A 15,144-nucleotide genomic window follows, 5' to 3' on the forward strand; every position below is an offset into this window, starting at 1 on the left:
TGCCGGTTCGTTCCCGTCGCGTGGCCTGCGGCGGGAACCGCGGAGTCTGAAGGGGGACGGCGTCCAGCCGTCCCTTTTTTGTTCCGAAAATTTCCAATTTCCGACCCGGTAACGCGCGACGACACGCACGATGGCTCTGAAGAATCTCATCAAGGCGAAGACGGGGCAGCCCGAGCGACTGACGGAAGACGAGCGGCTCGCGCGCTCGGGCCTGCTTGCGGGGCTGGAAGCGCTGCCGACGGCCGTGATCGTGCTCGACCGCAAGACGCTGCGGGTCGCGTTCGCGAACCCGTCCGCGGAGGCGATGCTCGACATCTCGCGCCGGCAGCTCGCGCAGCGGCCGTGGGGCGAGATTTTCCCGAATGCGAACGAACTCGCGTCGACGATCACCGCGATCGGCCAGGAGCGCTTTCACGCGACGCATCTCGATACCGTGCTCGACCGGCCCGGCCGCGAGCCGCTGCACGTGCATGCGATCGTCGGCTTCCTCGAGACCGTGCCCGATTTCGTGCTCGTCGAGCTGTTCGAGAACGAACGGCAGTCGCGCACCGATCGCGAGGAGCGCATCCACGACCTGACCGCGGTCAACAAGCAACTGATCCGCAACCTTGCACACGAGATCAAGAACCCGCTCGGCGGCATTCGCGGCGCAGCCCAGCTGCTCGAATTCGAACTGAGCGGCCGCGAGCGCGGCGAGTTGCGCGAATACACGCAGGTGATCATCAAGGAGTCCGACCGCCTGCAGACGCTCGTCGACCGGTTGCTGGAGCCGCACCGGCATCCGCACATCGTCGGCGACGTGAACATTCATGAAGTATGCGAACGCGTGCGCGCGGTGATGCTCGCGGAATTTCCGCGCGGGCTCACCATCGAGCGCGACTACGACGTGAGCGTGCCGGACCTGCGCGGCGACAAGGAGCAGCTGATCCAGGCGCTGCTGAACATCGTGCGCAACGCGGCGCAGGCGCTGCGCGAGCGGATCGCGCAGGGCGACGCGAAGATCGAGCTGCGCACGCGTATCGCACGCAAGGTGACGATCGCGAAGCGCCTGTACAGGCTGGCACTGGACTTGCACGTGGTCGACAACGGGCCCGGCATTCCGGAGGAGATCCGCGACCGGATCTTCTACCCGCTCGTGTCCGGGCGCGACGACGGCAGCGGCCTCGGCCTCACGCTCGCGCAGACGTTCGTGCAGCAGCACGACGGGATGATCGAGGTCGAGAGCCGGCCCGGTCGTACCGAATTTCAGATCCTGCTGCCGCTCGATCATTGAGCGGCAGCATGGCGATTCACCGGATTCACCCATACCTGACCGACCTATGAAGCCGATCTGGATAGTAGACGACGATCAATCGATCCGCTGGGTGCTCGAAAAGGCACTCGCCCGGGACAGCTTCGCGACGAAGAGCTTCGCGAACGTGCGCGACGCGCTGGCCGCGCTCGACCACGAGACGCCGCAGGTGCTCGTGTCCGACATCCGGATGCCGGGCGGCTCCGGCCTCGAGCTGTTGCAGGCGATGCACGAGCGCCTGCCGGGCCTGCCCGTCATCATCATGACGGCGTTCTCCGATCTCGACAGCGCCGTCGCGGCGTTTCAGGGCGGCGCGTTCGAATATCTCGCGAAGCCGTTCGACGTCGACAAGGCGGTCGAGCTGATCCGCCGCGCGGTCGAGGAGAGCTTGCGCGGCGGCGCGCCGCAGGACGAGCGTGTGGCCGAAGCGCCCGAGATGCTCGGCCAGGCGCCCGCGATGCAGGACATGTTCCGCGCGATCGGCCGCCTGTCGCACTCGGCCGCGACCGTGCTGATCACCGGCGAGTCGGGCACCGGCAAGGAGCTCGTCGCGCGGGCGCTGCACCGTCACAGCCCGCGCGCGAACGGGCCGTTCATCGCGCTGAATACCGCGGCGATTCCGAAGGACCTGCTCGAATCCGAACTGTTCGGCCATGAGCGCGGCGCGTTCACCGGCGCGCAGACGACGCGCCAGGGCCGCTTCGAGCAGGCCGAGAACGGCACGCTGTTCCTCGACGAAATCGGCGACATGCCGTTCGACCTGCAGACGCGCCTGTTGCGCGTGCTGTCGGACGGCCAGTTCTATCGGGTCGGCGGCCACAACCCGCTGCGCGCGAACGTGCGCGTGATCGCCGCGACGCACCAGAATCTCGAGTCGCGCGTGCGGCAGGGGCTGTTCCGCGAGGACCTTTACCACCGGCTCAACGTGATCCGGCTGCGGCTGCCGCCGCTGCGCGAACGCAGCGAGGACATCGCGCTGCTCACGCGCCACTTCCTGCAGAAGAGCGCGCGCGATCTCGGCGTCGAGCCGAAGCGCGTGTCCGACGAAGCGCTCGCGTATCTGACGTCGCTCACGTTTCCGGGCAACGTGCGTCAGCTCGAGAACCTCGCGAACTGGCTGACCGTGATGGCGCCCGCGCAGACGGTCGAGATCAAGGATCTGCCGCCCGACCTCGTGCCGGCAGGCGCGCCGGTGACGGCGACCGCCGACGGCGCGGATGCGCACGCCGGCACCGGCGTCGGCGGTGGCGACATCGCGCGCGTGCAGCCGGCGGCGGGTGCGCCGTTGACGGCTGCGCCCGTCGCGGTCGCGCCGAACGGCGCACCGGCCGGCTATCCGATGTGGGAAAGCGGGTTGCGCACGGAAGTCGCGCGGCTGTTGCGCGAGAATTCGGCCGACGTGATGGACGAGCTCGCGCGCCGCTTCGAGGCGGCCGTGATCCGCGAGGCGCTCGATTTCACGCGCGGCCGCAAGGTCGAGGCGGCAGAGCGGCTCGGCATCGGCCGCAACACGATCACGCGCAAGATCCAGGAACTGCATCTGGAGCCGTAAAGCCTCTGTCGCGGCATGCGCGTGCGTCGCGCATGCCGCGATCGGACATAATCGCGGTTTGCCGTCACGTGCGCTCCCGTCATGTCCGATTCCTTCCGCTGGCCCGCCGGGGCCGATCCCTTCCGTTTTCTCGAAGCGCTCGACAGCAAGCGTGCCCGTGCGTGGGTCGACGAGCAGAACGCGCGCACGCGGGTCGCGCTGCGCGACGACGACGCGTATCGCGCGCTGACCGCGCGGCTCGCGCAGGCGTATCTGCCGCGCGAACGCCCGGTGATTCCGACCCGCTGGCGCGACTGGGCGTACGACCTGTGGCAGGACGATCTCCATCCGAAGGGACTGTGGCGCCGCGCGCGCTGGGACGACTGGCGCGCGGGCCGGCCCGAGTGGGAAACGCTGCTCGACGTCGACGCGCTCGGCGCGCAAGAGGGCGAGTCGTGGGTGTTCGAGCAGGACGCGATCCTGTATCCGGACGGCGACCGCGCGCTGCTGTCGTTGTCGCCGGGCGGCGCCGACGCGGTCGTCGTGCGCGAATTCGACCTCGTGCAGCGCCGTTTCGTCGACGGCGGCTTCACGATCGACGTGCCCGGGAATCACACGATAGGCTGGATCGACCGCGACACCGTCTACGTGAGCTGGGATCGCGGCGAGGCGCATGCGACCGCCGCCGGCTATCCGTACGAAGCGCGCCGCTGGGTGCGCGGCACGCCGCTCGCCGATGCGCCGGTGGTGTTCCGCGGCGAACCCGACGACATCAGCGCGGGCGCCGGGTTCGATCCGATCGACGGCCGCCACGTCGCGTGGCGCAGCGTCGATTTCTTCGACGCGCATGCATACCGGCTGACCGACGCGGGCGAGTGGGCGCGCTACGACGTGCCGACGCACGTCGAGGTCGGTTTCTGGGAAGGCTGGCTGATGCTGGAGCCACGGCTCGACTGGGACTGCGGCGGCGTGCGTCACGCGGGCGGCTCGCTGCTCGCGATCCGCGAGCAGGCGTTCCTCGCCGGGGCGCGCGAGCTCACGACGCTGTTCGAGCCGCGGCCGTCGACGTCCGCGTGCACGTGGACGCACACGCGCACGATGCTGATCGCGAGCTGGCTCGACGATGTGCACAACCGCACGATGCTGTGGCAGCCGCGCCAGGGTGAGGACGGCGCATGGACGTGGGACGCGCGGCCGTTCGAATGGCCGGGCGACGCGCAGATCGACGTCGAGCCGGTCGAGTCGACGCTGAACGACGACGTGTACGTGGACGTCGACACCTATCTCGATCCGCCCGAATGCTGGCTCGCCGATCTGGCCGACCGCGCGGCCGATGCGCCGTCGCGTCGCGTGCTGCTCGACCGGCCGCCGGTGCGATTCGATGCGGCCGGGCTCGTCGTGCGTCGCGCGAATGCCCGCTCGCGCGACGGCACGGTCGTGCCGTACACGCTGATCGGGCCGCATGATGCGCTCGATGGCCTGGCGCATCCCGACGGCAGCGCCCGCGTCGCGCGGCCGTGCCTGCTGTCAGGCTATGGCGGCTTCGCGATTCCGAACCTGCCGGGCTACAGCGATGCACTCGGCATCGCATGGCTCGAACGCGGCGGCGTCGCGGCGTTCGCGCACATCCGCGGCGGCGGCGAATTCGGACCGGGCTGGCACGTCGACGCGCAACGCGAGCATCGGCAGCGCTCGTTCGACGACTTCATCGCGGTGGCCGAGGACCTGATCCGCACCGGCGTGACGACGGCCGCGCAACTCGGCATCGAGGGCGGCAGCAACGGCGGGCTGCTGGTCGGCGCATGCATGGTGCAGCGCCCGGAACTGTTCGGCGCGGTGCTGTGCCGCGTGCCGTTGCTCGACATGCGGCGCTATCCGAAGCTGCACGCGGGCGCCGCATGGCTCGACGAGTACGGCGATCCGGACGATGCGCGCGAGGGCGCGGCGCTCGCCGCCTACTCGCCGTATCACCGCGTGCGCGAAGGCGTTGCGTATCCGCCGCTGCTGCTGACGACGTCGACGCGCGACGACCGCGTGCATCCCGCGCATGCGCGCAAGATGGCCGCGCGCATGCATGCGCTCGGACACGAACGGGTGTGGTACTGGGAAAACACCGACGGCGGCCACGGCAGCGCCGACGATCTTGAGCGGGCCGAATCCGACGCGGCGGAATTCGGTTTCCTGTGGGCGCATCTCGGGCCCGCGCCCGCGCGCGCTTGAGCGCAGGCGCGAGCGGGCAGGGCGTTCAGCTGACGACCGCGATCACAGGCGTGTGGTCGGACGGCTGTTCCCACGTGCGCGGCACGCGATCGACCTCGCACGACGTGCAGGTTTCGGCGAGCGCCGGCGACAGCAGGATGTGGTCGATGCGCAGCCCCGCGTTGCGGCGGAACGCGAACATCCGGTAGTCCCACCACGTGAAGGTCTTCTCGGGCTGCTCGAAGCGGCGGAACGCATCGACGAAGCCGAGTTCGATCAGCTTCGCGAAGTGCGCGCGCTCCTGCGGCGACACGAGGTTCTGGCCTTCCCATTTCGCCGGGTCGTGCACGTCGCGATCTTCCGGCGCGATGTTGTAGTCGCCGAGCAGCGCGAGCTTCGGGTAGCGCTGCATCTCGGTGCCCAGCCACGCGTGCAGCGCATCGAGCCACTGCATCTTGTAGACGAACTTGTCGGAGTCGGGTGCCTGGCCGTTCGGGAAATACGCGGACACGATGCGCACGCCTTCGACCGTCACGGCGACCACGCGCTGCTGCGCGTCGTCGAAGCCGGGGATGTTGCGCACGACGTCCGATTCGTCGACGGCGAGCGTGTCGCGCGCGAGGATCGCGACGCCGTTGTAGGTCTTCTGGCCCGCGAACCAGCTGCGGTAGCCGATCGCTTCGAGATCGGCGCGCGGATATTTCTCATCCGGCAGCTTCAGTTCCTGCAGGCACAGCACGTCGGCTCCGCTTTGCGCGAGCCAGTCGAGCACGTGCTGCTTGCGGACGTTGAGCGAGTTGACGTTCCAGGTGGCGATTTTCATGAACGGGAATGCGTGCGGGGTGAATGCGAAGGCCGCCATCTTACCGCGAGCACGGGGCGCGAACGCGCGCGACACACGACGTGAAGCCGGTGCCGTGCCATGCATCGCGATATCGACGGCCTGCGAAGAATTTGTGACAAAAGTATTGACGTGAGTGCTTCATCACCCTATAATTTATTTCTCTGACGCGGGGTGGAGCAGTCTGGCAGCTCGTCGGGCTCATAACCCGAAGGTCGTAGGTTCAAATCCTACCCCCGCAACCAAGCACACCAGACGATGTGCAGCGCAAGTGACCGATGCGCGCTTCGTCGACAGGAACCCGGCCCCGTGCCGGGTTTTTTGTTTTCAGCCCGCCGCCCACTCGACCGCCGCCTTCGCATGCAGCGCGGTCGTATCGAATACCGGCAGCGGCACATCGTCCGCGCCGATCAGCAGCGTGATTTCCGTACAGCCGAGTATCACCGCCTGCGCGCCGCGTTTCGCCAGTTCCCCGATGATCGACACGTAGGTCGCGCGCGACCCGGCATCGATCACGCCATGACACAGCTCGTCGTAGATGATCCGGTGCACGTCGTTGCGTGCGGATTCGTCCGGCACCAGTACGTCGAGGCCGAACTTGTCGCGCAGGCGCTCTGCATAGAACGGCAGCTCCATCGTGTAGCGCGTGCCGAGCAGCGCGACGCGCTCGACGCCCGCGGCGCGCAGCGCGGCGCCGGTCGGATCGGCGATGTGCAGGAACGGCAGCGATACGGCGGCCTCGATCGCGCCGTGCACGCGGTGCATCGTGTTGGTCGTCAGCACGACGAGATCGGCGCCGGCCGCTTCGAGCCGACGCGCGGCATCGGCCATCCGTTCGCCGAGCGCGGCCCAGTCCTGCGCGCGCTGCAGCGCTTCGATCTCCGCGAAATCCACCGTGACCAGCACGCTCTTCGCGTTGTGATGGCCGCCGTGCAGCGCCTTCGAATGGCGATTGATCATCCGGTAGTACTCGGCCGACGATTCCCAGCTCATCCCGCCGATGAGTCCGATCGTTTTCATCCGTCACCTGTGCGTTTCATATGTCGTGGCAGACGAGTATAGGGGCCGGCCCGGGCGCGCGGCGGTACGATCCGCGCGAAGCGGACCGGTACGGCATTGCCGGTCGGGGGCGGCCGGCGAGCGGGTGGAGGCGATCCGAGGCGTTCCGGCTGCGCCGGGCGTCGGCCGTCGGCTATCGGCCGAACGCGGCAGCACGCGACAGTTGAAACGGGCACTGTGTTTTTGTACAGTATCGGCACCGTGAATCCAACCATCATCCCGCCTGCCGATCCGCGCGGGTCGCCGCCCGGCGACGCGCCGTCGCGCGTGCGCAAGATCATCCACTGCGACTGCGACTGCTTTTACGCGTCGGTCGAGATGCGCGACGACCCGTCGCTGCGCAACCGGCCGCTCGCCGTCGGCGGCCGGCCCGACCAGCGCGGCGTGATCGCGACCTGCAACTACGAGGCGCGGCGCTACGGCGTGCATTCCGCGATGTCGTCGGCGCTCGCGATGCGCAAGTGTCCGGACCTGCTGATCCTGCCGTCCGCGATGGACAAGTACCGTGCGGCGTCGCGGCAGATCATGGCGATCTATCGCGACTACACGCACGACGTCGAGCCGCTGTCGCTCGACGAGGCGTACCTCGACGTCAGCGGTTCGCAGCTGTGCCAGGGCAGCGCCACGCTGATAGCGCGGGAGATTCGCCAGCGCGTGTACGACACGGTCGGCGTGACGGTGTCGGCGGGTGTCGCGCCGAACAAGTTCATCGCGAAGATCGCGTCCGACTGGAACAAGCCCGACGGTCTGTTCGTCGTGCGGCCGCACGAGGTCGATGCGTTTGTCGCGGCGCTACCGGTGCGCAAGCTGCACGGCGTCGGCCAGGTGACGGCCGCGCGGCTCGACCGGCTCGGCATCCAGACCTGCGCGCAGTTGCGCGGCTGGTCGCTGATCGACCTGCATCGCGAGTTCGGTGCGTTCGGCCGGCGGCTGTACCAGCTGGCGCGCGGCATCGACGAGCGGCCGGTGCGGGCCGACCAGGAGCGCAAGTCGGTCAGCGTCGAGACGACCTACGTGACCGACCTGACGACGCTCGAGCAATGCGCGGACGAGATCCGCCGCCTCGTCGTGCAGCTCGACGCGCGCATCGCGCGCGCGGGCGCGGCCCGCACGATCCGCAAGCTCTACGTGAAGATCCGCTTCGCCGATTTCCAGCGTACGACGGTCGAGTGCGTGGCCGACGCGACGAATGCGCAGACGGCCGTCACGCTGCTCGCGAAGGGGCTGCAACGGCGCGCGCAGGCCGTGCGGCTGCTCGGCGTGGGCGTGCGCATCGACGAGGACACGGCCGAACGTCACGGGCAGTTTTCGCTGTTCGATGACGATGCGGACGATGCGGACGAGGGGGCTGATACTGACGCCGCTGCCGCTGCCGCTGCCGCTGCCAACGCCAACGCCAACGCCAACGCCAACGCCAACGCGGCAACCGACGCGAACGACGTGAACGGCGCGAACGAGGCGAACGAGGCGAACACCGCCAACGACAAACCTCCCACGCCATGAAAAAAGGCACCGCCGCAGCGGTGCCTTTCGATGCAACCGGACAAGCCGGACAGCGCGCGCTCAGTGCGCGGGCGAGGCCATCCCGTTGTGACGCAGCAGCGCGTCGATTTCCGGCTCGCGGCCGCGGAACGCCTTGAACGAATCCATCGCCGGCCGGCTGCCGCCGACTTCGAGGATTTCGCGGCGATAGCGCGTGCCGGTCGCCGCGTCGAGCACGCTGCCGCTGGCGGCGGCCGCTTCCTCGAACGCCGCGTACGCGTCGGCCGACAGCACCTCGGCCCACTTGTAGCTGTAGTAGCCGGCCGCATAGCCGCCCGCGAAGATGTGGCTGAACGTGTTCGGCCAGCGCGAGAACGCGGCCTGCGGGATCACGTGGTAGCGCTCGTTGATCTCGCGCGCGAACGCATTCACGCCGGTCGTGCCGGCCGGGTCGAAGTCGACGTGCAGCAGCATGTCGAACATCGAGAACACGATCTGGCGCAGCGTGCCGAGGCCGCTCTGGAAGTTCTTCGCGGCGATCATCTTGTCGAACAGCTCGCGCGGCAGCGCGGCGCCCGTATCGACGTGCGACGACATCGACGACAGCACGTCCCATTCCCAGCAGAAGTTTTCCATGAACTGCGACGGCAGCTCGACCGCATCCCATTCGACGCCGTTGATGCCCGACACGCCGAGCTCGTCGACGCGCGTGAGCATGTGATGCAGCCCGTGGCCGAATTCATGGAACAGCGTGATGACCTCGTCGTGCGTGAAGCAGGCGGGCTTGCCGCCGACGGGTGCCGAGAAGTTGCAGGTCAGGTACGCGACCGGCGTCTGCACGGCGTCGCCGCGCTTGGCGCGCGCACGCGCATCGTCCATCCACGCGCCGCCGCGCTTGCCTTCGCGTGCGTACAGGTCGAGATAGAACTGCGCGACGAGCGAGCCGTCGCGGTTCTCCACGCGGAAGAAGCGCACGTCCTTGTGCCACACCGGTGCGTCGTCCGGCTTGATCCGCACGCCGAACAGCGTTTCGGTGACGTTGAACAGGCCCTTCAGCACGGCCGGTTCCGGGAAGTACTGCTTGACCTCGTTTTCCGAGAACGCGTAGCGTTGCTGACGCAGCCGCTCGGCCGCGAACGCGACGTCCCACGGGGCGAGCTCGGTCAGGCCGAGTTCCTTCGCGGCGAACGCGCGCAGTTCGTCCCAGTCCTTGTCCGCGTGCGGACGCGCGCGCGTCGCGAGATCCTCGAGGAACGCGATCACCTGTTGCGGCGATTCGGCCATCTTCGGCGCGAGCGACACTTCGGCGAAGTTGCGGTAGCCGAGCATCTGCGCCTCTTCGCGGCGCAGCTTCAGTTCGTCCGCGACGATCGCCGTGTTGTCCCACTCGGCCTTGCCGCCGCCGTATTGCGGCCCGAGTTCGGACGCACGCGTCGCATACGCGCGGTACAGCGTCTCGCGCATCGCACGGTTCTCGGCGTATTGCAGCACCGGGAAGTAGGACGGGAAGTGCAGCGTGAACTTCCAGCCTTCCTTGCCTTCCTTCTGTGCGGCCTCGCGGGCCGCTTCGATCGCGTCGCCCGGCAGGCCGGCCAGCTCGGCTTCGTCCTGCGCGTAATACGCATACGCGTTGGTCGCGTCGAGCACGTGATCGGAGAACGCCTTCGACAGCGCGGCCTGCTGCTCCTGCAATTCCGCGAAACGCGGCTTCTGATCCTCGGGCAGCTCGGCGCCCGACAGGCGGAAATCGCGCAGGGCGTTGTCGAGGATCTTCTTGCGCTCGGCGGACAGCGTCGCGTATTCGGCGCTCGCGGCGATCGCCTTGTACTTCTCGTACAGCGCGAGGTTCTGGCCGACGCTCGACCAGAATTCGGTCACGCGCGGCAGGTTTTCGCCGTAGGCGGCGCGCAGCTCCGGCGTATCGGCGACCGCGTTCAGGTGGCCGACGACGCCCCATGCGCGCCCGAGCGGCTCCGTCGCCTGCTCGACCGTCTCGACGATCGCGGCCCAGGTCGCCGGCGTCGCGGGTGCGCTCGCCGTGTCGACCGCGCGGTTGGCGGCATCGAGCAGCGTGTCGAGCGCGGGCGTCACGTGTTCCGGACGAATCTCGCCGAAGCGGGGCAGGCCGGAGAAATCGAGGAGCGGATTGGTATTGGCGCTGGCGGACATTAAGACTCCCTGTCTGTTGCCGGATGAACCGGGGTGAAAAGGGTGAGGCGCGATGCGGCGGCGCCCGATATCGACATTATTGGGGCGCATCGCGCGCTTTCCAATCGTTAGTTTCTAACGAGGCGATTGGCGCTGGGCGACGCGGAGCCCGAAAGGGTCGAAAGGGGCGGAATGAAGCGGAGCGCGGCAGTGTGGCAGGGCGCTGACGCGGCCGCGACGGGCGGCCGACGGGACGCCGGCGCACGCATGCGCGCCGGCTGGACGGGCAAGAGGGGCGAAGGCGCTCAGGCGGCCGCGGCGGCGCGCTCGGCGGCTTCGATCGTGTTGATCAGCAGCATCGTGATGGTCATCGGGCCGACGCCGCCCGGCACCGGCGTGATGTGGCCGGCGACTTCCTTCACGCCGGCGAAGTCGACGTCGCCGCACAGCTTGCCCGCGTCGTCGCGGTTCATGCCGACGTCGATCACCGTCGCACCGGGCTTGACCATGTCTGCCGTCAGGATGTTGCGCTTGCCGACCGCGGCGACCACGACGTCCGCCTGGCGCGTGTGCGCGGCGAGGTCGCGCGTCTTGCTGTGGCAGATCGTCACGGTCGCGCCGGCTTCGAGCAGCAGCATCGCCATCGGCTTGCCGACGATGTTCGAGCGGCCGATCACGACGGCGTTGGCGCCTTGCAGCGGGATGCCGTGCGCTTCGAACATCTTCATCACGCCGTACGGCGTGCACGGGCGGAACAGCGGCTTGCCCGTCATCAGTGCGCCGGCGTTCGCGACGTGGAAACCGTCGACGTCCTTCTCCGGCGCGATCGCCTCGATCACCTTGTGGCTGTCGATGTGCGCGGGCAGCGGCAGCTGGACCAGGATGCCGTGGATCTTCGGGTCGCGGTTCAGTTCATCGATGCGCGCGAGCAGGTCGGCTTCCGACAGCGTGTCCGGATACGCATCCTTCAGCGAGAAGAAGCCGTTGTCCTCGCACGCCTTGATCTTGTTGCGCACGTAGACTTCGCTCGCCGGGTTGGCGCCGACGAGGATCACCGCGAGGCCGGGCTGGTGGCCGCGTGCGGTCAGGGCGGCGGCGCGTTCGGCGGCCTGCGCGCGCAAGGTCTTCGAGAGGGCGTTGCCGTCGATGAGGAGGGCTGTCATGGTGGTGGTCCTGCCGGGAAGTTGGAATGCGGGCGTGCGGCGCGCGAAACGCCGCAGCAAAACACGCAATTATACCGGTCGCCTGCCGTCGTCCGACAGCGAATACAAGGAAAGCGTCATGGCGGCGGTGCCGGCGCCCCGGGAGGCGGCGCCGGACCGTGCCGCGCGAGTGGGCCGCATCGCGCGGCGCGGCGGTGCGGCCGGCCGGGCAGGCGCCCGGCGGCCGCGCGCAACGTTCAGGCCTGCTTCTTCGACAGCGCGAGGCGCAGCAGATCGGCGACCGTGTTGACGTTGAGCTTTTCCATGATGTTCGCGCGGTGCGCTTCGACCGTCTTGATGCTGATCCCGAGATCGTCGGCGATCTGCTTGTTCAGGCGGCCGGCGATGATTCGCTCGAGCACCTGCTGCTCGCGCGCGGTCAGCTTCGACAGGCGCTCGCTCGCGGCGCGCTGTTCCTGGACGCTCTTGCTTTCGCTTCGGGCCTTGTCGAGCATCCGCTCGACGAGCTTGCGCAGCTCGGCCTCGTCGAACGGTTTCTCGATAAAGTCCATCGCACCCTTTTTCATCGTCGACACGGCCATCGGCACGTCGCCGTGGCCCGTGACGAAGATGATCGGCAGCGCGGCGTTGTCGGCGATCAGGCGCTCCTGCAGCTCGAGGCCGCTCATGCCCGACATCCGCACGTCGAGGATCAGGCAGGCGATCTGGCCGGCCTGCTGCGCCGGCTGGTACGCATCGAGGAACTGCTCGGCGCTCGAGAAACATTGCACGCGATAGCCGTTCGCCTCCAGCAGCCAGCGCAGCGAGTCCCGTACGGCTTCGTCGTCGTCGACGACGAAGACAGTTTCCTGAGTGGTGGTGACAGGGCTATTCATAGTTCTCCCGTAACGGTATGTGATGCCGATGCCTCGCGCCCCCCTTGGCCGAGATCAGCGGGTTCCCCAATGGGCAGGCTGCAGTGGAATGTCGCGCCGGAAATGCGGCCGTCCGGTTCGACATTGTTGACCACCCACAGACGCCCCCGATGCGATTCGATGATCGAACGGCAGATGTTCAGCCCCATGCCCATGCCGTCGGACTTGGTGCTGTAAAACGGTTCGAACAGGCGTTCGGCGGTCGCTTCGTCGACGCCCGGACCCTGGTCGATCACGCGGATGTCGACGAAACCCGCGTCGATGTCGGCGACGACGCGGATCACGCCGTCCGCCGACGCCGGCTTCACGTCGGCCATCGCCTCGGCCGCGTTCTTCATCAGGTTCACGAGCACCTGCTCGATCAGCACGGGGTCGACATAAATAATAGGCATTCTTGCGAGGATTTCCGTGACGATCCGGATCCTGCGTTTCCTGGCCTCGATTTCGGCGAGCCCGACTGCGTCGGCGACGATGTCCGCGACCCGCGCCGGCTGGCGCTTCGGCTCGCTGCGCTTCACGAATTCGCGGATCCGCTTGACGATCATCCCCGCGCGCAGCGCCTGCTGCGCGGTCTTTTCCAGCGCGGGCTGCAGCGTCTCGGGCGTGCCGCGGCCGCTCTTCACGAGCGCGAGCGTGCCCGAGCAATAGTTGTTGATCGCGGCGAGCGGCTGATTCAATTCGTGCGCAATCGACGACGCCATTTCACCCATCGTCATCAATCGGCTCGTGAACTGCAGCTTCTCTTCCTGCTGGTGCGCGAGTTCCTGCGCCTTCTTGCGGGTCGTGATGTCGGTCGCGATCTGCATCTGCGCGAGGTGGCCGTCCACCCACTGGATGTACTGGCGGCGCACCTCGAACCACTTCTGGATGCTCTCGACGTACACCTCCTGCGCGTCTGCCGTGCTGCTCGTCAGCGCGGCGGCCGGCAGGCCCGCGAACGCATCGACCATGTCGATCGAGTCGGACGACGCCTGCGCGCGGTCGAAGCCGCCGCCCGACAGCTCGAGGTGGCCGTCCGGGCGGATCCCGAACAGGTGGCGGTAGTAGCGGTTCGCGAACAGCAGCTCGGCTTCGTCGGCGGCCAGCACCGATACCGCGGCGTCGAGGCTTTCGAGCACCGTCGTGAAGCGCTCGTGCGCGGCCGCGAGTTCCTCGCGCGCGCGCTTCGGCTCGGTGATGTCGGTCATCGACGACATCCAGCCGGTCTGGCGGCCGGAGCTGTCGATCAGCGGCGAAACGTAGAGGCGCGCATGGAACAGCGTGCCGTTCTTGCGCCGCACGCGCAGCTCGAAGCCCGAGCTCGGTGCCTTGCCGCGCAGCGTCATGTCGAGCTGGCGCTGCATTTCGGGATACGAGTCGCGCGGCCAGTAGGGGAACGGTGCAACCTTGCCGACGAGGTCGGTTTCGTCCCAGCCCGTCATCCGGCAGAACGCGGGGTTCACGTGCGTGATGCGGCCGTGCATGTCGAGCACGCGCATGCCGATCAGCACCGAATTCTCCATCGCGCGGCGGAAGAACGCCTCCGCATACAGCGCCTGCTGTGCCTCGAAGCGTTGGCGCGTGTGCTTCCACAGGCTCCAGAGGCTCCACAGCACGAAGCACGACAGGCCGGCCACGAGCCACACGAGCGTGTTGTTGGTCAGGTTCGTGAGCTGCGGGAACGCGTACACGCGCACGGTCAGCCCCTGGCCGGGCGGGTCGAGCGGCAGGTCGTAGTGGGAGTCGCGCGGCAGGCGCGGGCGCGTCGACGTGGACGACAGCTCGCGGTTGTTCGAGTCGGTGATCGAGATCTTGTACTTCGACGACAGCTCCTGCGGGATGTCGTGCTTCAGGATCCCTTCGACCGAGAACACCGCGGCGAGCGAGCCGAGATATTCGCGGTCGCCGCGCATCACGGGCGTCTGCAGCGTGATGAAGCCGTTGCCGAAGTCGTCGTAGATCAGCGGCGAATAGGCCTGGCGGCGCGTGCTGCGCGCTTCGTCGTACGCGCCGCGCACGGCGTCCTGCATCTGCGCGTCGCCGGGTTTCGCGAGCCGCTGGCCGAGCAGCGGAGGATGCACGGTCGGCCAGCGCTGCACGCCGGGCGCGGTGTACCAGTTCAGATAGAGGATTTCCGGATGCGTCTGCATCACGTCCGCGACGGCCATCTGGAATGCGTTCTGGTCGAGGCGGCCGGACGCGAGATCGCGCGACAGCGCCTGCAGCTGCTCCTGCGCGCCCGTCATCGACAGGCGGATCTGCTGCTGCGCCCACGCGACGTTACGGAACAGGGTGTCTTCCTGCTGCTGCTGTTCGCGGCGATTGAGGCTCCATAGAATGAGGCTCATCACCACGAGGAACACGAGGATCGACAGCAGCGGCGTCAGCAAATAGGAATTGGACCACCACGGTCCGTGGTGCCAGCGGGACGGCTGCGACTCCGCCGGCGGGCCCGACGGTCGCGCCGAGCGTGCGAAAAGCCGATCGGTCAACATGGCAGGATTGTAGCGCAGCGCAATACATGGAAAACCTATACC

General features: G+C 67.9%; 10 protein-coding genes and 1 tRNA gene. 5 read left to right on the forward strand and 6 right to left on the reverse strand.

Going from position 1 to position 15,144, the window contains the following annotated elements; translation table 11 throughout:
• Positions 1–130: 130 nt before the first annotated feature.
• From glnL to U4012_RS20470, 3 genes are all read left to right on the forward strand, one after another.
• Positions 131–1,273 carry a nitrogen regulation protein NR(II) gene (gene glnL / locus U4012_RS20460; protein WP_044849106.1) on the forward strand — a complete coding sequence of 381 codons (1,143 nt, stop codon included), beginning with the start codon at positions 131–133 and terminating at the stop codon, positions 1,271–1,273.
• A gap of 46 nt (positions 1,274–1,319) precedes the next feature.
• Positions 1,320–2,843 carry a nitrogen regulation protein NR(I) gene (gene ntrC, locus U4012_RS20465; protein WP_321801076.1) on the forward strand — a complete coding sequence of 508 codons (1,524 nt, stop codon included), beginning with the start codon at positions 1,320–1,322 and terminating at the stop codon, positions 2,841–2,843.
• 81 nt (positions 2,844–2,924) lie between these two features.
• Entirely contained in the window at positions 2,925–5,042 is a 2,118-nt protein-coding gene (locus U4012_RS20470; protein ID WP_321801078.1) for a prolyl oligopeptidase family serine peptidase, read from the forward strand.
• Positions 5,043–5,067: 25 nt separating this feature from the next.
• Here U4012_RS20470 and xth read toward each other — a convergent pair whose 3' ends face one another.
• A complete protein-coding gene (gene xth, locus U4012_RS20475; protein WP_321801080.1) occupies positions 5,068–5,844 on the reverse strand; it encodes an exodeoxyribonuclease III in 777 nt (258 codons plus the stop codon).
• A 186-nt stretch (positions 5,845–6,030) separates the two neighbouring features.
• Between xth and U4012_RS20480 the strand changes: the two genes are divergently transcribed.
• Positions 6,031–6,107 (forward strand) — tRNA-Met (locus tag U4012_RS20480).
• Positions 6,108–6,189: 82 nt separating this feature from the next.
• Here the strand turns inward: U4012_RS20480 and U4012_RS20485 are convergent.
• A complete protein-coding gene (locus U4012_RS20485) occupies positions 6,190–6,882 on the reverse strand; it encodes an aspartate/glutamate racemase family protein (protein WP_044849110.1) in 693 nt (230 codons plus the stop codon).
• Between the two features lie 216 nt (positions 6,883–7,098).
• On the opposite strand from U4012_RS20485, the gene dinB reads away from it, so the two are divergent.
• Complete coding sequence (dinB, locus tag U4012_RS20490) at positions 7,099–8,424, forward strand: DNA polymerase IV (RefSeq protein ID WP_321801083.1); 1,326 nt, start codon at positions 7,099–7,101, stop codon at positions 8,422–8,424.
• A 60-nt stretch (positions 8,425–8,484) separates the two neighbouring features.
• Here the strand turns inward: dinB and U4012_RS20495 are convergent, their stop codons facing one another.
• From U4012_RS20495 to fixL, 4 genes are all read right to left on the reverse strand, one after another.
• A complete protein-coding gene (locus tag U4012_RS20495) occupies positions 8,485–10,572 on the reverse strand; it encodes a M3 family metallopeptidase (protein WP_321801085.1) in 2,088 nt (695 codons plus the stop codon).
• Between the two features lie 284 nt (positions 10,573–10,856).
• Positions 10,857–11,714 carry a bifunctional methylenetetrahydrofolate dehydrogenase/methenyltetrahydrofolate cyclohydrolase FolD gene (gene folD / locus U4012_RS20500; protein ID WP_124522157.1) on the reverse strand — a complete coding sequence of 286 codons (858 nt, stop codon included), beginning with the start codon at positions 11,712–11,714 and terminating at the stop codon, positions 10,857–10,859.
• Between the two features lie 236 nt (positions 11,715–11,950).
• A complete protein-coding gene (gene fixJ, locus U4012_RS20505) occupies positions 11,951–12,589 on the reverse strand; it encodes an oxygen response regulator transcription factor FixJ (protein ID WP_006493245.1) in 639 nt (212 codons plus the stop codon).
• The gene (gene fixL, locus U4012_RS20510) at positions 12,586–15,102 is read right to left on the reverse strand and encodes an oxygen sensor histidine kinase FixL (protein ID WP_124488317.1); all 2,517 of its coding nucleotides are present in this window, start codon (positions 15,100–15,102) and stop codon (positions 12,586–12,588) included. Before fixL ends, fixJ begins: the two co-directional genes overlap by 4 nt.
• Positions 15,103–15,144: the final 42 nt, after the last annotated feature.

This window comes from Burkholderia sp. BCC1988 (assembly GCF_905339895.1).
Lineage (GTDB): Bacteria > Pseudomonadota > Gammaproteobacteria > Burkholderiales > Burkholderiaceae > Burkholderia.

Coding starts and splice junctions, on each gene's coding strand:
- glnL (WP_044849106.1), top strand. CDS start 131: ATGGCTCTGAAGAATCTCATCAAGGCGAAGACGGGGCAGCCCGAGCGA.
- ntrC (WP_321801076.1), top strand. CDS start 1,320: ATGAAGCCGATCTGGATAGTAGACGACGATCAATCGATCCGCTGGGTG.
- U4012_RS20470 (WP_321801078.1), top strand. CDS start 2,925: ATGTCCGATTCCTTCCGCTGGCCCGCCGGGGCCGATCCCTTCCGTTTT.
- xth (WP_321801080.1), bottom strand. CDS start 5,844: ATGAAAATCGCCACCTGGAACGTCAACTCGCTCAACGTCCGCAAGCAG.
- U4012_RS20485 (WP_044849110.1), bottom strand. CDS start 6,882: ATGAAAACGATCGGACTCATCGGCGGGATGAGCTGGGAATCGTCGGCC.
- U4012_RS20495 (WP_321801085.1), bottom strand. CDS start 10,572: ATGTCCGCCAGCGCCAATACCAATCCGCTCCTCGATTTCTCCGGCCTG.
- folD (WP_124522157.1), bottom strand. CDS start 11,714: ATGACAGCCCTCCTCATCGACGGCAACGCCCTCTCGAAGACCTTGCGC.
- fixJ (WP_006493245.1), bottom strand. CDS start 12,589: ATGAATAGCCCTGTCACCACCACTCAGGAAACTGTCTTCGTCGTCGAC.
- fixL (WP_124488317.1), bottom strand. CDS start 15,102: ATGTTGACCGATCGGCTTTTCGCACGCTCGGCGCGACCGTCGGGCCCG.